This window comes from Olleya aquimaris (genome assembly GCF_003259525.1).
In the GTDB taxonomy this organism is placed as follows: Bacteria; Bacteroidota; Bacteroidia; order Flavobacteriales; family Flavobacteriaceae; genus Olleya; species Olleya aquimaris.
This window is the reverse complement of record NZ_QLLO01000001.1, coordinates 301,548-325,012: the sequence shown is the minus strand read 5'-3', so window position 1 is coordinate 325,012 and position 23,465 is coordinate 301,548. Positions and strand designations below refer to the sequence as shown.

The window sequence follows — 23,465 nt, the reverse complement described above, 5'->3', positions numbered from 1 at the left end:
CCATTATGCAGGAAGATTATATTAACATAGCATTGGCAGACGATGATGAAGATGACAGGATGTTTTTTACCGATGCATTTGAAGATCTAAAAATTAAAAGTAAAGTCAATACATTTAACGATGGGGTTTACTTAATGGATTACTTAAATAGTGAGGACGCTTTATTACCAAATGTGTTATTTTTAGACTTAAATATGCCCAGAAAATCTGGATTAGAATGTTTAAAAGAAATCAAGCAAAATCCTAAATTTAAAGATATTGCAATTGCTATTTATTCGACTTCAGCTTCAGAAGAAGACATAGAAAACACTTTTGTACAAGGAGCCAATATCTATATAAAAAAACCTAGCGATTTTAAAACTTTAAAAAAAGTGTTATCAGATGTAGTTACCATAAATTGGCAATACCACACAAATAACATGAATAAAGATAATTTTTTATTGCGTTTTTAAATCATGATAAAAAAATTAAATAATAATATCAATTTTTTTAAAACACTACTATACATTAGTGCTTTCTTTATTTTATTACTAGGCGCATTATCTTATAGAAGTGTCAGCGATTTAACAAAATCTGGAGAGCTAGTTACACACACATATCGTATTAATGTAGAGTTAGAACAAATTTTATCTTACCTAAAAGATGCCGAGACTGGACATCGTGGCTTTTTAGTTACAAAAGACTCAGTTTTTTTAGAACCTTATTTAAATAGCAGAGAACGTATAAATAATAATTTTGCAGAATTAAAATCCTTAACCAGCGATAATCCCACTTACCAATCTAATCTTAAAAACTTAAATTCATTAATTAATAATAGATTAGAAACTTTTAAAACAACGCTAGAGTACGAAAATCCAGAAGACTATTTTGATAGTGTAAAGTTTAGTAACGAATTAAAAAAAGGTCAGAAAGAAATGGATACCATAAGAAATCATATTAATAATATGATTTACTTAGAAAACCAACTTCTTGAAAAAAGAAAACTTGATTATCAAAGCAACTTAGTAGCTACACCACTATTACTTTTTACCTTATTACTGTTAACGTTAGCAATTATGTTTTTAGCTTATTTAAAAATTTCTAAAAACATGAAAAAATTAAATGAAGCTAACGAATCTTTAGAGCTTTTTAAAGAGTCTGCAAACCAATCAGAAATTGTTAGTAAGCATGGTAACTGGACTTGGCATGTCGATGGAAATACGTTTAATTATTCAGACAACCTCTATAGGTTATTAGGCGAACAGCCACAATCTTTTGAGCCTACCTTAGAGAATTTTAAACAATTTGTTCATCCAGAAGATGTAGAGCAATTTGCGCATCAAATAGAACAAATGATGAAAAATGTGGATCTACCATATATTTACTACAGAGTAATACATAAAAACGGTACCATAAAACATTTAAAAGCCTATGGAAAATCTATAGTAAATGATGATAACGAATTGATTTTAATTGGTACCACTGCAGATATTACAGACGAAATTACAAGTTACAAAGCATTAGAAGAACGTAACACCGAGCTAGAGCGCAGTAACAAAGAATTATCATCCTTTAACCATGTTGCTAGTCATGACTTACAGGAACCCCTTAGAAAAATTCAAACTTTTTTATCAAGACTAGAAGAAGAAGAAGATAAATTGTCTGAAAGAGGAGTAAAATACATTGATAGAATACAAAATGCAGCTACTAGAATGCGTGTATTAATTGATGATCTCCTGCAATTTTCAAGATCTAATAAAGCAGATAAAGTATTTGAAGACTCTAACATTAATCTATTACTTGAAGCAGCCAAGCAGGATTTAGCAGAAGTGATTTCTGAAGAAAACGTTGTAATTAAAGCTGATACATTTCCTACCATTAGGGTGATTCCATTTCAAATACAGCAGCTATTTGTTAATATAATAGGAAACGCTATAAAGTATAAATCCAAAGACAGAATCCCAAAAATTTCTATAACACATCAAATTGTTGATGCTTCAGAAGATGAAAACTTAAATAAAGCTAAAAAACCTTTTTATCATAAAATAATGTTTAAAGACAATGGTATTGGGTTTGACAACCAATATGCAGAGCAAATATTTACTTTATTTAGTAGATTACATAATAAAGAGGAATATTCTGGTACAGGAATAGGCCTCTCTATTTGTAAAAAAATAACAGATAATCATAAAGGGTTTATTAAAGCTTTAGGTACACCTGGTAAAGGTGCCACATTTATAGTGTATTTACCTATTGATTAATTATATTCATATAACTACTTATAAAAAAGCCTTACTAAACGTAAGGCTTTTTTTATGCTCCATTTTTAGTTAGGTATTATAATCATGTAACCAATATTAAAAATCATGTAACACAAAAAGGTCATAAAGTCTGTTACTTTGTATTGTGTTTAAGCTAAAGTGCTTAATAATAAACAAAAAATGATAATTCTATAAATAATACAGTAAATGATGTAATACGCAAACTATTAGTCATTTGCATATTTGTAGTATTAAAAGTAAGAGTGGAAAATGAAGTATTTAACAAACAGAAGAATAAGCGTTTTATTTCTATTAGTAACAGTAATAATTATAAGTTTTATATCATGTAATAAACTAATTAAAAACAATAACTCTGAAACCGTAGAACAAAAACAAACTATAGATGCTATTAATAATAGTAAAAAAGAAGCAAAATTATTATTAATGCTATCAAAAGACAATCAAGATGCTATAAAATTAAGTCAAATATTACAAAACAAGTTGGCTAAAGATAGCATCGCAGAATTAGCAAAAAACATTGAAGAAACACATGTTTATGTTGCAAAATATTACAACAACATGGCTTCGGAAAAATTAATTTCAATACCTAATTATTCCGAATTATCTAAAAATGTAACTAAAGAAAACAATGAAATTAACATTGCTAAACAATTAAAAAAAAGAATTGATAATCAATTGTATTTATTAGATCAATTGTCTCAAACAACAAAAAACAAAGACTTTAAAATAATGGTAAACTATACTAATTCCAAATTAAAAAATAGTTTATCTAAAACCAATAACATTATCAACAACCTTAATACTAACAGTTAAAAAACAAAAAACTATGAAAAAAACAATATTTACATTAGGACTTATAGCTTCAAGTTTATTTGTTAACGCAGCAGAACTTGACTTATTAGATAATTATTTATTAGACAACAATAACCCAAAAGTTGTAGAAGCCAAAACGCAAGTATATCAATGGACTATTAAAACAACTTCTGGTGTATTTACCGGAACCGCAGATACATTTGAGGAAGCTAATAAACAAATAGAAACATTAGGTAAAAACACAACCATTATAGAAAAAGATGTAACTGGTATTGTTTTAAAAAATGAAAAAAATCCAGAACGCGTTTATACTTGGGGAGTGGTAACAGATCGTGGTTATGCTACCGGAATTGCAACTTCATTAGATCAAGCACAAAAAATGGTAAAATTAATGGGAAACTCAGAAGTCCCAAAAGCTAATATTATCGAATCATTTAAAACTTTAAAATAAAATACAACACACAATCATTATGAGAAGCCTACTTTATATAATAGCTGTAATACTTGTAATAGGCTGGGCTCTTGGGTTTTTTGTCTACAGTACAACTGGACTAATCCATGTCTTATTAGTCATTGCAGCAATAGCAGTACTACTAAGATTTATTGGTGGTAAAACCATATAAATTTTAACAATAATAACTTAAAACAATTCGTATGAAAAAATTAATTTTTTCAATTCTTGCAGTAACTCTAACCGCTTTCACAGTTAATGCACAAGACATTTCTAATAACGCTATAGGGTTAAGATTTGGTGACAATAACGGTTTAGGTACCGAGATTTCTTACCAAAGATACCTTAAAGAAAATAACAGATTAGAATTTGATTTAGGCTGGAGAGACTCTAATAACGTAGATGTTATAAAATTAGTTGGGTTATACCAATGGGTCATGCCTATAGATAACAACTTTAATTGGTTTGTTGGTGCAGGTGCAGGATTTGGAGCTTATGATGCTGGAAATGTCGATGGAACCTATGGGTTAATTGCTGGAGATATCGGAATTGAGTACAACTTTAATATTCCTTTACAAATATCATTAGACTTTAGACCAGAATTAGGGTTTAACGATGACTTTAGCGATGATGTCGATTTTGATATTGCATTAGGATTACGTTACAGATTCTAACATTAATTATTAACAACTAAAACATAAAAAACTATGAAAACTACACAATCAAATCAAGATACAGTAAATGCATTACAAGAATTATTACAAAAAAATTACGATGCAGAAGCTGGATATAAACAAGTGATGACTAAAACAGAAAACCAACACTTAAAAAATTGGTTACAACAAAAAGCATTACAACGTAATACTTTTGCTACAGAATTAGATCATCAAATTAGAAAGCATAATGCAGAACCTAAAACAGATGGTACCCTAAAGGGCGATTTGCACAGAGGGTGGATTAATATTAAATCTACATTGTCTAAAGATACCGATGAAGCACTATTGGAAGAGTGTATAAGAGGTGAAAAAGCTAGTGTGGAAGAATACGAGTCACAATTAGAAAATTTTAACAATAACCCAGAAATTAAAACTATTGTGCAATCTCAATTAACCACAGTTAAATCGGCATTAAACACAGTTAAAAAACTAGAAGATATAGTTTAATAATAAACTTATCTAAATATTAATACTTAAACACTAAAATTATGAAAAAATTATTTTTAACAATACTGACACTAACTTTTATGACCACTTCTTTTACGTCTTGTAGAGAGGAATCAGAAAAAGAAAAAGTTATCCAAGAAATGAAAGATGATGGTGCAGAAATAAAAGTCAAAGACGACAAAATTAAGATGGAAACCGAAGATAAAAAGGTTAAAATCACAGACGACGAAATTAAAGTGAAAGAGGAAGATTAATAGTTTTATTAAACACCAAGAAAGGCTCGCAATTGCGAGTCTTTTTTTTGTCTAAAATTAAATTAATATCAATCTCTAGAAATATCTACATAACACCTCTTGTATAAACTAATGCTCTAAATATAGATATTGATATTTTTATACACTTAATCAATTGAGGTAAACACATAATAAGTTAAGTGTTTATTTTAAAGCTGTATAATATTAGGTTTATAAAAATTATAAATTTAAAATATATCAATTATGAAAACAGTAGAAGTTAAACAGGACCTTACCAAAATTGAAAGAAAACCAATATTATTTAAGTTCTTAGGAGTTAAATTTTTTGGAAAAGAAGTAACCTATTCTCCATGTAATAAAATGTTAAAGTATAAAATTAAGATTACAGATTTTTATGTTTTAGGAATAAGTGTTTATCACAATGAGACCAATATTCCCTGTTAGAAATTAAAAAAGGCTCGCAATTGCGAGCCTTTTTTAACTAACTAAATAAATGTTACTTCCCAAGCATTAATAACTCGTTACAAACCACTTCGGTAATGTAGCGCTTCATACCATCTTTATCTTCCCATGTTCTGGTTGTCAGCTTCCCTTCTACTGCAACTTCTTTTCCTTTAATTACATATTTCTCTACAATATCTGCTGTTTTTCCCCAAGCCACAATATTGTGCCAATCGGTTTTAGTTTGTTTTGTTCCATTAGCATCTTTATAACTCTCGTTAGTGGCTAAAGAGAATTTTGCCAATTTTTTTCCTGATTCTAAATTGATGATTTCTGGATCTTGTCCTAAGTTACCAATCAACTGTACTTTGTTTCTAAGCGTGTTCATAATTTTAAATTTTTAATGTTAAACAGTTAATGCAATCGAGTTCTTATGTTTCGACACTGCAAAGATGTAGCAACTCGCAAATTTTAATCGGTAGTTACGCATTTAATGTCGATTGTAAACGTTTGTTGTCGTTTGTAATCGAATAAATTGTATCTTAGCTACAAATCACAAGTCATGAAAAACCTAGTTATCATAGTCTTTTTAGCAGCTTTAACAAGCTGTAAAGCTCAAACCAACACATTACAATTTGAACAGGGTATGACTTCTCCAAAAGCCAATTTATCTCAAGTCTCTTGGATACAAGGTCACTGGAAAGGGGAAGCTTTTGGAGGAATTACAGAAGAAATTTGGAGTCCTCCCCTTGGTGATTCCATGATGTTTAGTTTTAAATTGGTTAGCGATGGTAAAGTTGTTTTTTACGAACTTGGAGGTATTAGACAAGTAGATGACACACTTCTTTTTCAGTTAAAACATTTTGGAAACGACTTTAAAGGTTGGGAAGACAAAGATGAGACTGTTGATGCTAAATTGGTTAAAATTGAAGGTAACCGTGTATATTTTGATCAGTTTACTTTTGAAAAAATAAGCGATACTGAAATTAATATTTATGTTGTTATTGAAGACAAAGGTGAAACCGAAGAAGTTACATTTAATTACAAAAAACAATAATGACCTTTCATATAGAAACTGATAGATTACTATTACGCGAGCTTAGAGATACAGATTTAGAGGGTATGTTTGAGCTAGATTCTAACCCAAACGTGCATAGATATTTAGGTAATAAACCTATACAAACAAAAGCTGAAGCACAGAAAATATTAGATAGTGTAAAACAACAATATCAAGAACGTGGTATTGGTAGATTTGCTGTAATTGAAAAAGACAGTGGTGACTTTATTGGATGGTCTGGTATAAGATTAAACACAGAATACAACATGAATGGTTGTACTAAATATTATGATGTGGGTTATAGATTAATTGAACGCTTCTGGGGAAAAGGATATGCTACCGAATCTGGTAAAGCAGCTGTCAATTATGCGTTTAATATTATGAAATTACCAGAATTATACGCTACCACAGAAGTGGGTAATCAAGCATCACATAACGCTCTTTTAAAAATAGGATTACACTACGTTAACGATTTTTATTTTGAAGAAGAACAATTAGACTTACGTTGGTACACCATTAAAAACCCTAACTTATGACAAAAACATGTCCAGAATGTGGCGACAAAATAGTTGGTCGCATCGATAAAAAATTCTGTAGCGATGGATGCAGAAATGCCTATAACAATAAAGTAAATAAAGACGGAAAAAACTTAATTAGAAACATCAATAACCGTTTACGTAAAAATTGGCGCATCTTAGAAAGCTTAAATCCTGATCAAAAAACTAAAACCACTAAAACAAAATTAGAAGCCAAAGGTTTCGATTTTAATTACTTTACCAGTATTTACACCACCAAAGCTGGTACAGTGTATTACTTTGTTTACGACCAAGGGTACTTACCATTGGATAACGATTTTTATGCACTTGTAAAACGCCAATAATGTTATGAAATACTTATATCTATTACTTATACTATTTTGCTTAAGTTGTAACCATAAATCAGAGACAACCCATGTTTCCAAAACGGTTGAGGATAACGTTACTCCTATTCCGCTTGACGGAAAAAAAGCCAACTATTTGTATCATTTTGCTTTTGACTGTGTGGACCAAGAATATCCAAATAAATTGGGTCAGGTTTTAGGAGATGCGACGTATTTAAAAACACCAAAAGAGTTGCATCCTGCGTTTTATGGGTGTTTTGATTGGCACAGTTCTGTACATGGACATTGGACTTTAGTCAATTTACTAAAAGATTTTCCAAATTTTGAGCATCGTGAAGCCATTTTAGCAAAGCTAAAATTAACCTTGACCAAAGACAATATTTTAAAGGAAGTTGCATATTTTGACGATGTCCATAACAAAACGTTTGAACGTACTTACGGTTGGGCTTGGTTATTAAAATTAGCCGAAAGTTTAAACGAATGGAACACACCAGAGGGTCAAGAGTTTTCTAAAAATTTAGCTCCATTAACCCAACTTATTGAAGAAAAATGTATCGCGTTTTTTAATAAGTTAAACTATCCAATCCGAGTTGGAGAACATCCAAATACTGCGTTTGGGATGAGTTTTGCTTTGGATTATGCTAAAAAATATAATCCTGAATTAGAACAGGTTATTATTAATAGAGCTAAAACCTTTTATCTAACCGACAATGATTGTCCATTAACTTGGGAACCTGGAGGGTTTGATTTTTTATCACCTTGTTTACAAGAAGCTTCATTAATGGCTAAAGTGCTACCTAAAGAAGACTATATAACATGGTTAGACACCTTTTTACCAGACTTTAAAAACAATCCATCAAAGTATATTAACACAGTAGAAGTGGTGGATAAATCTGATGGTAAAATGGCACATTTAGATGGACTAAACTTTAGTCGTGCGTGGTGTTTGTACGAAATGGGACGCATTTTAGATAATCAAAACATGATAGCTTTAGCTAATACACATTTTGAAGCTAGTTATAGTAAAATGGATACTGGAGAATATGCTGGAGCACATTGGTTAGCCTCGTTTGCATTGTATGCGTTAAAAGCAGGAGAGCAATAATTGTAACAAGTCTTATGGTTTTGATACTTATTAGTATAGACTTAATTAATTAACCTTTACCTAATGACCACACCACTTTTAGTTTTAATTATTGTAGTAATTATTGGAGCTTTCATCTATGCTATCTATTTTTTTAGTCCAAAAACCATCATTTTAAGACGCTTAAAACAATTGCCTTATAGCAGAATTGGGAGTTTGCAAAACAACAAGTTTTCAAAAATTGAAGGGACTGCTCTAAATATTGAAAACCCTTTAATAGCTCCTTTAAGTCAACGCAAGTGTGTGTTTTATAAAATGAAAATTCAAAAAAAAGTGAGTACTGGTAAAAGCTCGCATTGGAAAACTATTGTTGATGAGGAAGTGATTCAGGATTTTTTTGTAGAACAAACAGGAGAACGCATTATTGTTTTTCCAACTAAATCTCCAAAAAACTATTACGATTATTTAGTAACCGATGGTAAAACTAGCTCTGGAACATTTAAAGATCCTACTCCAGAATTTAAAAATTTATTAAACCATTATAATATTGAAACTGAAGGGTTATTTGGATTTAATAAACAACTACGCTATGGTGAAGCAATTGTAGAAGTTGGAGAACGTATTACCATAGCTGGCTACGTTAAATGGATGAAATTAGACAATCCTGTCGCAGATTATAGTTACTCTAGCATAGCATCAATAACCACAAAAGGGAAACAAAAAATATTAATTACAGACCATCCAGATGCTTTAAGACCAAAACATGGACGTGTATAATTATTTCCAGTTTTGACTTTTTAAATCTATAGTAGCTTTTAAAATATCTTTCTGACTAATTTGACCCACTAATTTTCCATCTTCAACTATTGGAAAACGTCTGCGTTTAGACTCTAAAAATTTAGTAGCAGCATCAAAAATATTTAAGTTACCATCAATGGTTTCTACATTTTTTACCATGTGTCGCTCGACACTATTATTTTGTGTTGGCGAGTTGTAATATCTGCTATCGCTAATTTGTTTAATACAATCTCCTTCAGATATAATTCCTATTAACTCATTTTTATCATTAACTACTGGTCCTCCAGAAATTTTCTTTTTTATCAAGGTATCAATAACTTCTTCTACACTTTGTGATGCTTTAAAAGTTATTAAATCTCTAGTCATATAGTCACTAACCTTTAACGATTGATTTTGTTCTACTTGCTGTTGTCCCTTGCGTGGACCTTCAAAACTTTTAATTCCCATTGCTATTAATTTTAGTGTATTTAAAGTTACTGATTTTTAATTAGTTATCCTAAACCATTAACACATGTAATATTTTACTACTTTTATATCAACCAATTAAACCATCCAAAAATGTTAAAAAAAGCAATTGCTATCCTTATTCTGTGTCTTGCAATTTACTTAAGTTTTGATGCTTTAATACCAGATAAAATCTCAGATTTAGAGACCCCTTTGGAGCAGTTTTCTACAGAGCGTGCTTTACTACAACTTACAGAAATATCTAAAAAACCTCATTATACTGGTAGTGAAGAAAACACAAGAGTTAGACATTATATTATTTCAGAATTAGAAAAACTTGGACTAGAAACGCAACTTCAAGAAGGATACACCATTAGTAAATGGGGAAACATAGCCAAGCCCATTAACATTTTAGCCCGAATTAAAGGAACTGCCAACACCAAAGCATTGATGCTTTTATCACACTACGATAGTAATCCGCATAGCGCAATTGGTGCAAGTGATGCTGGCTCTGGAGTGGTCACAATTTTAGAAGGTTTACGTGCTTTTTTAAGTGTAAATAAGCAACCTAAAAATGATATTATTATTGGTATTTCAGATGCTGAAGAATTAGGGTTAAACGGTGCCGACTTATTTGTCAATAAACACGAATGGGCAAAAGAGGTTGGATTGGTTTTAAATTTTGAAGCACGAGGTAGTGGTGGACCAAGTTATATGCTTATTGAAACTAATGGTGGAAACGCCAATTTAATGAAAGAATTTGTAGCAGCTAACCCACAATTTCCCGTTGCTAACTCATTAGCTTATAGCATTTACAAATTGCTTCCAAACGATACCGATTTAACGGTTTTTAGACGTGATGGAGATATTGAAGGTTTTAATTTTGCGTTTATAGATGACCATTTTGACTATCACACTGTAATGGACAATTATGCTCGATTAGACAGAAATACTCTAGAGCATCAAGGTAGCTACATCATGCCTTTACTACACCATTTTAGTCAAGTTAATTTAGCTAATATTAAAAGTACAGAAGATTATATCTACTTTAATATTCCGTTTTTTAAAACGGTAATTTATCCGTTTGATTGGATACTTCCTATGCTGTTTATTGCTGTTATTTTATTTATCAGTTTACTAGTTTATGGATTTAGAAATAAAAAATTAAACATAAAAGACATAGGCAAAGGGTTTATTGCCTTTATATTTAGCTTAATAAGTTGCGGACTCTTAGGCTTTTTAGGATGGGAATTTTTAAATATCCTATATCCAAAATATGGTGAGATGCTTCATGGGTTTACCTATAATGGTCATACTTATATTTGGCTATTTGTACTACTTAGTTTGGGTCTTAGTTTTTTATTTTACAGTAAAGTTTACAAAGCCAACAATACTGCTAGTTTAATAGTGGCTCCATTAATTGTTTGGTTAATTATTTGTACTGCAATTGCTTTACAATTAAAAGGTGCCAGCTTTTTTATTATTCCTGTATATTTTGGGTTGTTAGCCTTATTTGTATTACTCAGACAAAAGCAGCCTAACCTATTGTTAATGGCTGTTCTGTGCATTCCTGTATTATTTATTTTATCTCCTTTTGTTAAAATGTTTCCTGTGGGATTAGGATTAAAAATGCTGCTAGTTAGCACTATTTTTGTAGTATTAATTTTTGGATTGTGTTTACCAGTCTTAGGGTTTTTAAAACATAAAACACGTTGGAGTTATTTCTTTTTTTTCTTAGGAATAATTGCCTTTTTTATGGCTCACATTCAATCAGAATTTAAACCAGACACACCAAAACCCAACAGTTTAATCTATACTTTAAATGCAGATGAAAGCTCAGCGCAATGGGTAACTTATGATAATGTTTTAGACACCTATACCAAAAACTTTTTAGGAGAGTCACCAACCGAAGCTTCTGCATTAAACACCAATACCTTTGGTAGTAAATATGCTTCAGGATTTACTTTTGCTTCTAATGCACCTGTAAAAGATATTCCTTTACCAATAATTGAAATCTCAAATGACACCATTATTGGAGAAACTAGACATTTTGATATTTGTGTGATACCTCAACGTGAAGTACAACGTATAGAAGTGTTTTCGGACTCGACAAACCATTTCAAATCTTTTAAAATTAATAGTGTTGATGCTTATCGCAAAAAAGGCGATAGTCTTGTATTTGTTAACCGTAAAAAAAATAGGTTATTTAGTTTTTTTGTGAGTAAAAACGACAAACTAGACCTTCAAATTAGCGTACCAAAAAACCAAAAAACAAGCCTGCAATTATTTGAAGCTTCTTTTGATTTATTGGACAATAAACTGTTTAGTATTCCACCTAGAGAACGACACATGATCCCAAAACCGTTTGTTTTAAATGATGCGGTTTTAGTTAATAAAACCATTACTATAGAATAATTTGTAAAAGATTAATTAGTACTATTTTAAGACTTTAAGTCAATAATTTTTATAGTTTTGGCGGAATTAAAATTATAAAAATGAAAAATCTACTTTACTTAATTATTTTTTGTTTCAGCTTTAGTGGTGTTGCACAAAATAATGATGCTTTGGTTAACCATTACGAAGCGTTTTACAAACAAATGAAAGCCCAAGGGGACATCCAAGGAGTTATTAACGCATTGACACATCTTAATGTTTTAAAGCCTTCTCAAGCAAGAAAAGACACTTTAGCGTACGTGTATTTAAATGATGGAAAGTATACCCAAGCTTTAAACACTATTGGTATAGACTATAAAGCAACAGACTCTGACATTGCTTTAGAAGTTAAAGCTATTGCTTTAAAATCGTTAGGAGAATTAGAGTTATCACTTCCGTTTTACAAAGCTATATATGAAAAGTCTCAAAATGCACAAGTTGCCTATGAAATAGCTGAGATTAATTTAAACCTTAACAACTTAACTGAAGCTAAAAATTATATAGATTTGGGATTAGCCCAAGTTAAAGATACGCAGGGAAAAAGTTTTTATGAAACCCAACAACCTTATACAGTACCTTTAAAAGCAGCGTTATATTATCTAGATGCTTTAGTAAAATTTAATGAGAACAAAGACACTAATAAAGCAGCAGCTATTGCTTTATTGGATAAAGCGTTAGCATTAGAACCACAATTTAATATGGCATTAATTGCAAAAAACGCATTATCACCTCAGCCAAAACCCACTGAAACTAAAAACTAATTAGTATTAGATATAATAAAAAAGCCTTCCAGAAACTGGAAGGCTTTTTTTGTTTGTAATTTTAGAATTACCAAATTCTAACTCTATCTTCTGGAGCAATATACATTTTGTCCCCTTCTTTAATATCAAACGCTTCGTAAAACGCATCTATATTTAATAATGGTTGTACAGCTCTTGTCATTCCTGGAGAATGTGGATCTGTTTTAATTCTAGTTTTTAAAGCATCATCACGCATTTTTGTTCTCCATACCGTTGCCCAACTCATAAAAAAGCGTTGCTCAGGAGTATAACCATCAATATTTTCTGGTCTTCCGTTTTCTTCAAAACTTAACTGTAACGCATCATAAGCTGCTAAAACACCTCCTAAATCACCAATGTTTTCACCTAAAGTAAATTTACCATTGATATTAGTTTCTGGTAAAACTTCAATTGCAGAATACTGATCTGCTAATGCAGCTCCTAAAGCTTCAAATTGTGTTAAATCTTCATCTGTCCACCAGTTGTTTAGGTTTCCGTCTTTGTCATAACGTGCACCAGAATCGTCAAAACTATGAGAAATCTCATGTCCAATAACAGCTCCAATTCCACCATAATTTACAGCATCGTCTGCATTAAAATTATAGAAAGGTGGTTGTAAAATAGCTGCAGGAAAAACAATCTCGTTGTAAGCAGGGTTAAAATATGCATTCACAATTTGTGGTGCCATGTACCATTCTGACTTATCTACTGGTTTTCCTAATTTATCTAAATCGTCTTTAAAATTCCATTCACGTGCATTTAAAGAGTTTTGTAAGTAAGAACCTCCTTCTTCAACACTTGCTATTTGTAGTTCAGAATAGTCTTTCCATTTGTCTGGATATGCAATTTTCACTTTGGTTGCTCTTAGCTTTTCAATAGCTTTTTCTTTGGTTTCTGGACTCATCCAATCCAGTTTGTTAATTCTGTTTTCAAACGCTAAAATGACATTTTTAATCATTTTTTCTGCTTTAACTTTAGCTTCTGGCGGAAATTTTTTATCGACATATAATTTACCTAAAGCTTCACCAATAGTTCTATTTAAAGATCCTAAAGCACGCTCGTCTCTTGGACGTTGTGCTTTTGCACCATTAAGTTCTTTACCGTAAAACTCCCAATTAGCAGTTTCAATATCTGTACTTAAAAACCCTGCTGCTCCATTAAAAGCGTCCCATTTTAAATAGGCTTTCCAATCGTCTACATTTCCGTCTGCTAAGACCTTTTGCAATCTTTTAAAGTAGCCTAAATCGCTTATTATAACTGTGTCAAGTTCTTTTACACCAATCCCGGATAAGTAATTTTTCCAGTTAACAGCTGGCACCATTTTTTGAACCTCTTCTATAGATCTAGGATTATATCTTTTACGAGCATCACGACGGTCTACTTTGTCCATTTTAGCTTCTGCTAGTTTAGTTTCAAAAGCTAAAATTTGTTCTGCTTGTGCTTTTGCTTCAGCTTCACTATCTCCTAAAAACTGTAGCATTCTAGTAATATGAGCTACATATTTTTGTCTTTTTTCTTTAGAATCTGCATCATCTTTAACATAATAATCTCTATCTGGTAAACCTGTGCTTCCTCCACCTAAATAAGCAACATTACGGTTACTATCTTTAGGGTCTGCTCTAACTCCAAAACCATATAATCCTCCACCACCTTTTGGCTCCATTTCTATCATGTAAGCTTGTAAGTCGTCAATGTTTTTAATCGCTTCAATTTTTGCTAAATATGGTTTAATAGGTTCTATTCCTAACTTATTACGTCCAACAGTATCCATAATAGTTTGGTAATAGTGTACTGCTTTTTCTTGGTCAGAACCTGGAAGTACTTGAATGTTTTCAAGGTCTTTGTTGTCTGACATAGCAGCTTTTAGGATTCCTAATGCATCTGCATCTGTTTTTTTACGTAATTCTTGGAAACTTCCCCAAGTGGATTGGTCATCTGGAATCTCGTTAGTATCTATCCATTTTCCATTGACATATCTAAAGAAATCGTCTTTAGGCTCTGTAGTTTTATCCATATAATCAACATTGATTCCTGGAACTACTTCTAATTGTGCAGTTGGTTTGGCTGGCTTATCTTCTTTACATCCAAGAATGGTTAAGCATCCAACTATACCAATTACAGTTGTTTTTTTAAGGTTGAATTTCATATTAATAGTATTTATTTAAGCAAGTTAATATGGGTTCAAGATATAAAAAAAGCGCCTTTCAAGAGTTGAAGAGGCGCTTTTTTTAAGTTTATATTAACTATTATTTAACAATTAACTTTTTTGTTATTTTACTGTTGTTAGACTCTAAATTTAGAAAATAAACTCCGGTAGAATATGTACTTAAATCTAATTGATAATTAGTATTAGTTGCCTTAACATCTAACTGTGTATAAATTATTTTTCCTGTAACGTCATAAACACTTAAATTAAAAGTTTGGTTAGCGTTAGTCTTTATGTTAAATACACCATTTGACGGATTAGGATATACTAAAAAGCTATTGGTATTAAAATCTTCAACACTTAATACAGGATTACTTGCTACCACAAAATTATCTATAATAGCACCTTCTTCTACAACAGATTGGTCTGAATGGAACACAAATCTAAACATAATACTAGTTTCTGTGTTAAACGGACTTAAATCATAACTATACTCGGTTAGAGTTGCATATTGTGGGTCTTTTCCTGTCCATTGTGCTCCTGGACAATTAAAGCACGTATTATTTTCTCCTTGTGTAGTATCGCTATTATACCAATTAGCATCTGTTGCAGATCCTAACACACTCCATGTCACACCTTGATCTGTTGAATACTCCATGTAAACAATATCCCAATCTTGTTCAAGCTCGAAAGCCATATCAAATTTAACTTCTGGATTTGCTAGACTTGATAAGTCATAACACTGAGAGATAAGGTAACTTTTTGTATTATTTGCGTGGTCTCCAGAAAGATTGGTACCATAAACTTTATTAGACAGGTTGTTGCTAGGATTGTTTAATACGGTTCCTGTTGGAATACCTATTTTCCAGTATTGTGTTGTAGCACCTTCGTCATACACTAACAATTTATCTTGAGCAGCTTCAAAGGTATTAACTACATCTGCTGTTCCGCTATCATTTGCATATATAGTTTTAAGCTCGGAATTATTATTAAAACTGTAGGCATCATTAGCAATTGTAGAATTAACCTCAAAAGTATGTTGTCCTTTAGATAATGAAAATTGAGGTAAAGCAACTGTAGTTGTTGCTTCTGACGCTAAATTACCTGTCCATGTAAAGCTATTTGATGCACCATCTATTAAATAGGTAAAATCTACAGATGTGATGGTGCTAACTCCATTATTTTTAATGTCTACCAGTGCAGAAATATTAGAATTACATTCTATTGCACTGCTTATCCCGTTAACAGCTACTAATTTTACATCTGAAGGCGCTAGCTCTGTAGGGATTTCTGACTGCCAAATTCCTCTTCCATAAGTAGCAGCAGTGATTTTATCGTCAAACGTGTTAATCTCTATATCTCTGACAGAAACATTTGGTAATCCGTTATTAAACAACTCCCAAGTTAAGGTATCATCATCATATCTATATACTCCTAAACTTGTCCCTAAATATAACGGGTTTTTAGAGTGTAGTGCTTGATGCTTAATACTGTTTTTAGTAACACTTGGTAAACCGCTTGAGATGTTGGTAAAATTGTTTCCGCCATCTGTAGATTTATACACTTGACCGCTAGACCCTGAAGTTGTAACATACACAATGTTATTATCTGTATTATTAACTTCTATAGATGTAATGTTAGAGGTAAATGTTTCAACTGTAGAAAAAGATACTCCAGCATTTGTACTTTTTCTTAACGTTGTATTAGTAGCAACGTAAATGTTATTGACATTTAGCTCATCAATTTCTAAAACATCAATATTAGTTCCAAAAGAAGAGGACACTGCTACCCAATTATTATTTTGTAGTTTGTATAACGAGCTGTATCCTGAATATAATTCGCTGTTACTATTCATAAACAGTGGAGTAATCCAATTTCCATTTTCTCCAGCAGGTTGACTAACACTTCCTGATAAACTGGCACCAGCAGTACTAGAATAATATAACCCACCACCATTTTGTGTAAAACCATAGTGCATATCTGAATTTGAAGGATCTATTGCTGTATCCATTCCATCTGCGCCATAATAGTTTTGCCACTGTCCATTACTGTAAGCATGACCACCATTATCTTGAAGTCCTCCAACCATTTTATCTGAAGTTTGCTTAGACACTGATATACGGTAAAACTGACTAATTTGCATGCCAGCTGTTAAATCTGTAAAGCTGGTTCCTCCATTAGACGATTTGTAAAACCCACCATCTGTACCTGCGTACAATTCGCCATTAAAAAATCTTAAAAAATGAATATCTGCATGAGAATACGATGAAGAAAATGGAGCACTCCAACTATTTAACTTTGTAAATGTAGATTGTGTCCCACTTACATTTCCTTTCCAGATGTTTAATACACCTGTGTATATTTCGTTTTCATTAGTATCTGATACCGCAAAAGCTAAATCGTACCATGATTGAGTCGATTCAAAAACATCACCATTGCTAGCTAAAGACGCTACTTGTGTAAAGGTTAATCCAGAATTTGTAGATTTAAAAACACCTGCAAATCCATAAGAATTATTAGAAGCTAAAACATAAACTACATTAGGATTAGCTGGTGTTACATCTATAACATACCTAGAAATAGTTCCTGCAGATGGTAATCCAGTTCCTGCTAATGCAAAAGATTCGCCTCCATTTGTTGATCGATAAAAACGATTACTTGAAACCGCATATAACGTATTAGGATCGTTTGGTTTAATTTTTAAGTCTCTAATATTTAAGCCTGTTGTACCATTTGATCCACCTGAAGTATTTTGATTAGTCCAACTTACTCCAGCATTTGTTGTTTTGTAAACACCATTGTTTGTCGCAACCCACAATGTATTTGAGTTGGTTGGGTGCATGTAAATATCATTCATTGAACTTGGAGAATTATTAGGGTTTAATCCTGTTGTATTCCAAGTTAATCCACCATCTGTAGATTTCATAACACCTACGCTATAAGAGTCGCCTGCGTCATCATCTCCAGTTGCGATGTAAATAATGTTTGAATTGTTATTATCTACTACTATTCCAGAAACACCAATTTGTGGTAAATTGTCTGTAGTTGTATTCCAAGTATTCCCAGAATCTGTAGACTTCCAAATACCACCTGCTGGAGCACCAGCATAAATAGTGGAAGCATTATTAGGGTCTTGTACAACAACATTAACTCGACCTTGTCCAGAGGACCAAGATCCTGTATTAGTGTGAGTAAAAGGTCCAACTGGCACCCAATTACTTTGGTCAACTATACTATTGCTAGATCTAGCGTTATTTTTTTTATTAACTACTTCTAAATAAGTGTTCCATAATTCTGAAGCTGTTGGAAGTGTTCCGTCTTGACCTACAAAATTAGACCAATAGGCTTCCCATCTTTTAAAAGGCTTGTATCCACTACCTTTAACATTTGGGTCTCTAGTTTCCCAATAGGTATTAAAAGCATTGACAATATCTTGGAATTTAACTGGATTTGAAGCAGTTCTAGATTCTAAGTTTAATTGTTGCATCCAAGGTGCATCTTGATTAAACTGAGCGTAGGCAAGCGTACCAAAAAGTACCATGACTACAATTAATAATTTTTTCATTTTATAGCTTTTTTTTCGAAAAATCAAAAATAGGTTTTTTTATCAAAAAACAAGACGAATTAACAAAAACATCGACCAAATACATTATGGAGGCAACTGTTTTTTAACGCTTTAGCATTTTTAACTTTAAAATACTGTCGGTTTTTTTCTTTAAACTTACAACCTCCGTAACATTATCGTTAGGTATTGCAATGGATAATACATAGTGTTTTACTTTCCATTTATTGTCCACTTTTTCTATTACTCCAGAACCTCTACATATTTCCATTTGAGTATCCAACAACTCATCAAACCAAGCTATTTTCTGGTTGTCATACAGATAAATATTACGTTCTAAAGCAGTAAAACTCCAAGCTTTACCTTTGTCAAAATATGGCTTTGAAAAGGATTTAAAGTCTTCTAACTGCCAATTTTCGGTAGCATCTGTGCCTAAAAAAACACCATCTTTGGTCATTAAGTTAAAATACGCTTCAAAATTAGCATTTGCTGCAGCTTGATGCCAATGGTCTAGACTGTTATTAATGTTGTTTTTAATGCTTGTGATGTCTAACTGTTCTTCTTTTTTGTCGCAAGAAACAAGAACTAGAACACAAATAACATAGGCTTTTAGGTATTTCATTTTAATAGGGTTTAATAATGGTTTGGCTATCCTTTTCTATTTTTTTATTGATTTGAAGGTTTAAATTAGAAAGTGCAACAAACACCTCTTGAATGGCTAATAGCTTTTCTTTTTTTGTACTTGTTTGTAAAGATTCTAGCTCCTGAAATTTATACAACATCGTTTTTAAAACTAATACTCTAGCTTTTACAGGGTCTGTGTTTATTGCTTCAGGAATGGTTTGCTCGAAATCTTTTACAGAAGAATTAAATAAATCTACATCTGCATTAAAAAAAGTAAAATCTGGAGTTTTAATTTTTTCTATACCATTTACAATGTTTAAATAAGCTTGCCAATTAGAAATTATAGGGTTTGATTTTGCATCCAGACCAATATCCTTGTAATTAATTTTTGAAATATCTTTTTTAGTTAATTTTAATGAGTCTGTAACACTGATATTTTCTTCTGGTTGAATTTGCTCTTGTTCTTTTTTACAAGCAGTAAATAATAATGCAATAATTACTAAATAGTTAAAAAACTTCATAATGTATTCTAAATCTTTGATTCACAAATATATTAGAATAAAGAGTTAAATTTTATTAAATCATAAAATTGTTTTTACTATCATTTTTATAAAAATATTATTAATAAATCTTTAAAATGTTATTACTTTTGAATGACTATTTTATGCATAATTCAAAAAAATGAGCGAAAAAATACTAATCATAGGTGCTGCAGGGCAAATTGGGTCTGAATTAACTTATAAGTTAAGATCTATCCATGGAGCATCTAACGTTATAGCTAGTGACTTAAATTATAATAATTTAGAATTAGTAAATTCTGGTACTTTTGAGATAATTGATGCAATGGATTATGCGTCCATTAAAATATGTTGCGAAAAACATAATATAGATACTATTTATTTAATGGCTGCTATATTAAGTGCTACTGGAGAAAAGTTTCCGATGAAAGCATGGGATTTAAACATGGAGTCGTTATTTCATGTTTTAAATTTAGCAAAAGCTAAAGCTATAAAAAAAGTCTTTTGGCCATCAAGTATTGCTGTTTTTGGACCTACCACGCCTAAAGAAAACACACCACAACACACCACAATGGAACCAACCACAGTTTATGGAATTACTAAACAGGTTGGTGAGCGTTGGTGCCAATATTACCACGAAAAATATGATGTAGATGTTAGAAGTCTACGTTATCCTGGTATTATTAGTTGGAAAACCAAACCAGGAGGCGGAACTACAGATTATGCAGTTGAGATCTATCATGAAGCGTTAAAACATAAAAACTACGAGTGCTTTTTAAGTGAACATACTGCACTTCCAATGATGTACATGGAAGACGCAATTGATGCGACTGTAAAATTAATGTCTGCTGATGCAGATAAAATAAAGATTAGATCGTCTTATAATTTATCCGGAATTAGCTTTACACCTAAGGAAGTTGCTGAATCAATCAAAAAACAAATTCCTGAATTTGAAATTACCTATAATCCAGATTTTAGACAGCACATTGCTAATTCTTGGCCTAGTAGTATTGATGACTCTGTAGCTAGACAAGATTGGGATTGGAAACACCAATTTGATTTAGATCAAATTACAAAGGATATGCTTAAAAATTTAAGTAATAAATAAACCACCCTTTTATAATAAAAAAAGCCTTTAGTTATTGCTAGGGGCTTTTTTAATGGCTTATTTGTTTAAACAATCTAGACTACAAATAATATGTGTTTTAAGACATTACAGTATAAGTACATCAAACAAAAAAATCCGACACACATAATGTATCGGATTTATAACTTGCTCCTCCTCTTAGGCTCCCTTCGACTACGCTCAGGATAAACTTCTCGCCTAATTATTGGATGTATTAAACAAAAAAAATCCGACACACATAATGTATCGGATTTATAACTTGCTCCTCCTCTTAGGCTCGAACTAAGGACCCTCTGATTAACAGTCAGATGCTCTAACCAACTGAGCTAAGGAGGAGTGTTTTTCGCTGTTGCGAGCGCAAATATAAATTGTTTTTTATTTTCTACAAAACAATAATTAATTTTTTTAATTAAAAATTGCTTTAAAAATATCGTTTCCGTTGGCAAACAACACTAAAGCTATCAATAAAAAGAAACCAACTATCTGTGCCTTTTCTAAAAAGTTCTCGCTTGGCTTACGTCCAGATATCATTTCATACAACAAAAACATTACGTGTCCACCATCTAAAGCTGGTATTGGTAATAAGTTAAGCACTCCTAACATGATAGATAAAAAGGCTGTTAAACTCCAAAAACGCTCCCAACTCCAATTACTTGGAAATATATCGTAAATAGCTTTAAAACCACCTACACCTTTGTAAGCTCCTGTACTTGGGTTAAAGATTGCTTTAAGTTGTCCAAAATAAGAGCTTATAGTTCCTGTAAATTTGTTTGCTCCAACACCAAAACTTTCAATAAAACCATACTCTTTAGTAACGATATCTAAAAAACCAAGTTTTTCAAATTCACTTAATCGGGTTTCAGAATAGATTCCTAATTTTCCGTTATTGTCGATATTTAAACTTCTTTCAATAGTTTGGTTACCTCTAATAAAGGTAGCAGTAACTGTTTGTCCTTTTAAGCTATCCAAAATAGGTGTGATTTGATCGTAATATGTAGCAGATAAACCATTAATAGTGTTAAAAACATCACCTTGTTTTAACTCTACACTTTTATTTAATGATGTGTCAGCTACTTTTTTAACCACAAATGGTTGACGTAGTCCAAATAAACTTCTCTCTTTACTTGAAGATAATTGTCCTAAAAAGTCTACTGGTAATTCTATGGTTTTAACTTCTCCATTTCTTTCAATAGTAACACTATTGGCACCAATAATATGTTGTCTAATATCAGATTCGTTAACAATTTTAGTGTCATCAACTTTTAAAATTTGATCACCTGTTTTAAACCCTATATCTTGTAATAACGGATTGTCAATTAAAAACCCATCCTTTAAGCTAGATACTGTAATATCTGTATCTCCATAGGCAAAAGCAGCTAAAATGTAAATGACTAAAGCCAAAACAAAATTTACAAAAACACCACCTAACATAATTATTAAACGTTGCCAAGCTGGCTTAGATCTAAACTCCCAAGGTTGTGGTGGTTGTGCCATTTGTTCTTTGTCCATGGACTCATCTATCATTCCAGAGATTTTTACATAACCTCCTAAGGGTAACCAACCAATACCGTAAACGGTTTCGCCTATTTTCTTTTTAAATAATGAAAATTTTACATCAAAAAATAAATAGAATTTTTCAACTCGTGTTTTAAACGCTTTTGCTGGAATAAAATGTCCCAACTCGTGTAAAACTATTAATAACGACAGACTTAGTAAAAACTGTCCAATTTTTATAACAAACTCCATGTAGTATTTCTATTCTTTTTAATAATCGCCAAAAGTAAGTATTTAGACTTAGTTTAAAAAGCAATAGCTGTAATGCTTTCAAGAATTAACAAATTTTATGAGTTATATCATAAGACTAGCTAAAGTTTTCATTGTATTTTTGTAATCTAAATAATATACCCTAAAATGCTTTCTTTTTTTAAAGATTATAAATGGTTTGCTATTGTATTTAGCATCATTTCTCTAATTATAATTTTCATTTTTTATAACATTTTAAATGTTGAAAAACCTTTACCTATTTACCAACCCAATAGAGTAGATACCACTTTGGTAGATAGTACCATTCAGCATGTAAAAAAATATCATAAAATAGCAGATTTTAGTCTAACTAATCAAAACGGAAAAACCATAACGCAAGACGATTATAAGAATAAAATATACGTCGCAGATTTCTTTTTTACCACGTGTCAAACCATTTGTCCAGTTATGACAGACAACATGGTTACTATTCAAAATAAAATAAAAAATGATAACGAAGTGATGTTGTTATCACACACAGTAACTCCAGAAATAGACAGTGTAGCACAATTAAAAAAATACGCCCTAAAAAAGGGAGTTATTGATGATAAATGGAATTTAGTAACTGGAGACAAAGGTCAAATTTATCGTTTAGCTAGAAAAAGTTATCTAGCAGTTAAAGACGATGGTTTACCAGACGACTACGGAATGGTGCATACCGAAAACTTTATGCTAATAGATAAAAAAAGACAAATAAGAGGGTTTTATGATGGTACTAATACAGAAGAGATAAACAAACTATTAAAAGATATAGAAAAGTTAAAAAAGGAATACCAAAACTAGTTTTTTACTCTCAATTTTTTTAAGCTGAATTTTTGCCCTATTTTT

The 23,465-nt window shown here is 31.4% G+C and carries 24 protein-coding genes and 1 tRNA gene; 17 read left to right on the top strand and 8 right to left on the bottom strand.

The window, feature by feature from the left end:
• The first annotated feature begins 5 nt into the window (after positions 1 to 5).
• The 8 genes from LY08_RS01480 (at position 6) to LY08_RS01445 (ending at position 4,942) form a co-directional block, all read left to right on the top strand.
• On the top strand, positions 6 to 452 hold the full coding sequence (locus LY08_RS01480) for a response regulator (protein WP_111658664.1): 447 nt from the start codon (positions 6 to 8) through the stop codon (positions 450 to 452).
• 3 nt (positions 453 to 455) lie between these two features.
• A complete protein-coding gene (locus LY08_RS01475; RefSeq protein WP_111658663.1) occupies positions 456 to 2,240 on the top strand; it encodes a sensor histidine kinase in 1,785 nt (594 codons plus the stop codon).
• 270 nt (positions 2,241 to 2,510) lie between these two features.
• A complete protein-coding gene (locus LY08_RS01470; RefSeq protein WP_111658662.1) occupies positions 2,511 to 3,074 on the top strand; it encodes a hypothetical protein in 564 nt (187 codons plus the stop codon).
• Positions 3,075 to 3,087: 13 nt separating this feature from the next.
• A complete protein-coding gene (locus tag LY08_RS01465) occupies positions 3,088 to 3,525 on the top strand; it encodes a hypothetical protein (protein WP_111658661.1) in 438 nt (145 codons plus the stop codon).
• A 19-nt stretch (positions 3,526 to 3,544) separates the two neighbouring features.
• Positions 3,545 to 3,697: a lmo0937 family membrane protein gene (locus LY08_RS01460; RefSeq protein ID WP_111658660.1), complete on the top strand. Its 153-nt coding sequence runs from the start codon at positions 3,545 to 3,547 to the stop codon at positions 3,695 to 3,697.
• Positions 3,698 to 3,728: 31 nt separating this feature from the next.
• The gene (locus LY08_RS01455) at positions 3,729 to 4,199 is read left to right on the top strand and encodes a hypothetical protein (RefSeq protein WP_111658659.1); all 471 of its coding nucleotides are present in this window, start codon (positions 3,729 to 3,731) and stop codon (positions 4,197 to 4,199) included.
• Positions 4,200 to 4,232: 33 nt separating this feature from the next.
• Positions 4,233 to 4,688: a ferritin-like domain-containing protein gene (locus LY08_RS01450; protein ID WP_111658658.1), complete on the top strand. Its 456-nt coding sequence runs from the start codon at positions 4,233 to 4,235 to the stop codon at positions 4,686 to 4,688.
• 41 nt (positions 4,689 to 4,729) lie between these two features.
• Entirely contained in the window at positions 4,730 to 4,942 is a 213-nt protein-coding gene (locus tag LY08_RS01445; RefSeq protein WP_111658657.1) for a hypothetical protein, read from the top strand.
• A 496-nt stretch (positions 4,943 to 5,438) separates the two neighbouring features.
• On the opposite strand, the gene LY08_RS01435 is transcribed toward LY08_RS01445, so the two are convergent.
• Positions 5,439 to 5,771, bottom strand: coding sequence for a single-stranded DNA-binding protein (locus LY08_RS01435; RefSeq protein WP_111658655.1), 333 nt, complete (start codon positions 5,769 to 5,771; stop codon positions 5,439 to 5,441).
• A 174-nt stretch (positions 5,772 to 5,945) separates the two neighbouring features.
• On the opposite strand from LY08_RS01435, the gene LY08_RS01430 reads away from it, so the two are divergent.
• The 5 genes from LY08_RS01430 (at position 5,946) to LY08_RS01410 (ending at position 9,181) form a co-directional block, all read left to right on the top strand.
• A complete protein-coding gene (locus LY08_RS01430) occupies positions 5,946 to 6,440 on the top strand; it encodes a DUF6265 family protein (protein ID WP_111658654.1) in 495 nt (164 codons plus the stop codon).
• Positions 6,440 to 6,976 carry a GNAT family N-acetyltransferase gene (locus tag LY08_RS01425; protein ID WP_111658653.1) on the top strand — a complete coding sequence of 179 codons (537 nt, stop codon included), beginning with the start codon at positions 6,440 to 6,442 and terminating at the stop codon, positions 6,974 to 6,976. Before LY08_RS01430 ends, LY08_RS01425 begins: the two co-directional genes overlap by 1 nt.
• Positions 6,973 to 7,320 carry a hypothetical protein gene (locus tag LY08_RS01420; RefSeq protein WP_111658652.1) on the top strand — a complete coding sequence of 116 codons (348 nt, stop codon included), beginning with the start codon at positions 6,973 to 6,975 and terminating at the stop codon, positions 7,318 to 7,320. Before LY08_RS01425 ends, LY08_RS01420 begins: the two co-directional genes overlap by 4 nt.
• Positions 7,321 to 7,324: 4 nt before the next feature.
• Entirely contained in the window at positions 7,325 to 8,425 is a 1,101-nt protein-coding gene (locus tag LY08_RS01415) for a DUF2891 domain-containing protein (RefSeq protein WP_111658651.1), read from the top strand.
• A 63-nt stretch (positions 8,426 to 8,488) separates the two neighbouring features.
• Entirely contained in the window at positions 8,489 to 9,181 is a 693-nt protein-coding gene (locus LY08_RS01410; protein ID WP_111658650.1) for a hypothetical protein, read from the top strand.
• Here the strand turns inward: LY08_RS01410 and LY08_RS01405 are convergent, their stop codons facing one another.
• Positions 9,182 to 9,649, bottom strand: a complete 468-nt coding sequence (locus LY08_RS01405; RefSeq protein ID WP_111658649.1) for a CBS domain-containing protein — start codon at positions 9,647 to 9,649, stop codon at positions 9,182 to 9,184.
• Between the two features lie 111 nt (positions 9,650 to 9,760).
• Here LY08_RS01405 and LY08_RS01400 point away from each other — a divergent pair, with 111 nt between their 5' ends.
• Both LY08_RS01400 and LY08_RS01395 read left to right on the top strand, forming a co-directional pair.
• The gene (locus tag LY08_RS01400; RefSeq protein ID WP_111658648.1) at positions 9,761 to 12,061 is read left to right on the top strand and encodes a M28 family peptidase; all 2,301 of its coding nucleotides are present in this window, start codon (positions 9,761 to 9,763) and stop codon (positions 12,059 to 12,061) included.
• Positions 12,062 to 12,141: 80 nt separating this feature from the next.
• A complete protein-coding gene (locus tag LY08_RS01395) occupies positions 12,142 to 12,840 on the top strand; it encodes a hypothetical protein (RefSeq protein WP_111658647.1) in 699 nt (232 codons plus the stop codon).
• Between the two features lie 67 nt (positions 12,841 to 12,907).
• Here LY08_RS01395 and LY08_RS01390 read toward each other — a convergent pair whose 3' ends face one another.
• From LY08_RS01390 to LY08_RS01375, 4 genes are all read right to left on the bottom strand, one after another.
• Positions 12,908 to 15,004 carry a M13 family metallopeptidase gene (locus tag LY08_RS01390; protein WP_111658646.1) on the bottom strand — a complete coding sequence of 699 codons (2,097 nt, stop codon included), beginning with the start codon at positions 15,002 to 15,004 and terminating at the stop codon, positions 12,908 to 12,910.
• A 100-nt stretch (positions 15,005 to 15,104) separates the two neighbouring features.
• On the bottom strand, positions 15,105 to 18,569 hold the full coding sequence (locus LY08_RS01385; protein ID WP_111658645.1) for a T9SS type A sorting domain-containing protein: 3,465 nt from the start codon (positions 18,567 to 18,569) through the stop codon (positions 15,105 to 15,107).
• 103 nt (positions 18,570 to 18,672) lie between these two features.
• On the bottom strand, positions 18,673 to 19,188 hold the full coding sequence (locus LY08_RS01380) for a nuclear transport factor 2 family protein (protein ID WP_111658644.1): 516 nt from the start codon (positions 19,186 to 19,188) through the stop codon (positions 18,673 to 18,675).
• Between the two features lies 1 nt (position 19,189).
• Positions 19,190 to 19,711, bottom strand: coding sequence for a hypothetical protein (locus LY08_RS01375; protein WP_111658643.1), 522 nt, complete (start codon positions 19,709 to 19,711; stop codon positions 19,190 to 19,192).
• A gap of 160 nt (positions 19,712 to 19,871) precedes the next feature.
• On the opposite strand from LY08_RS01375, the gene LY08_RS01370 reads away from it, so the two are divergent.
• Positions 19,872 to 20,816, top strand: coding sequence for an NAD-dependent epimerase/dehydratase family protein (locus LY08_RS01370; RefSeq protein WP_111658642.1), 945 nt, complete (start codon positions 19,872 to 19,874; stop codon positions 20,814 to 20,816).
• A gap of 280 nt (positions 20,817 to 21,096) precedes the next feature.
• Here the strand turns inward: LY08_RS01370 and LY08_RS01365 are convergent.
• Positions 21,097 to 21,170: transfer RNA gene (locus tag LY08_RS01365), tRNA-Asn, on the bottom strand.
• Positions 21,171 to 21,239: 69 nt separating this feature from the next.
• Positions 21,240 to 22,580 carry an RIP metalloprotease RseP gene (gene rseP / locus LY08_RS01360; RefSeq protein ID WP_111658641.1) on the bottom strand — a complete coding sequence of 447 codons (1,341 nt, stop codon included), beginning with the start codon at positions 22,578 to 22,580 and terminating at the stop codon, positions 21,240 to 21,242.
• 165 nt (positions 22,581 to 22,745) lie between these two features.
• Between rseP and LY08_RS01355 the strand changes: the two genes are divergently transcribed.
• Positions 22,746 to 23,420, top strand: coding sequence for an SCO family protein (locus LY08_RS01355; protein ID WP_111658640.1), 675 nt, complete (start codon positions 22,746 to 22,748; stop codon positions 23,418 to 23,420).
• Positions 23,421 to 23,465 lie beyond the last annotated feature (45 nt).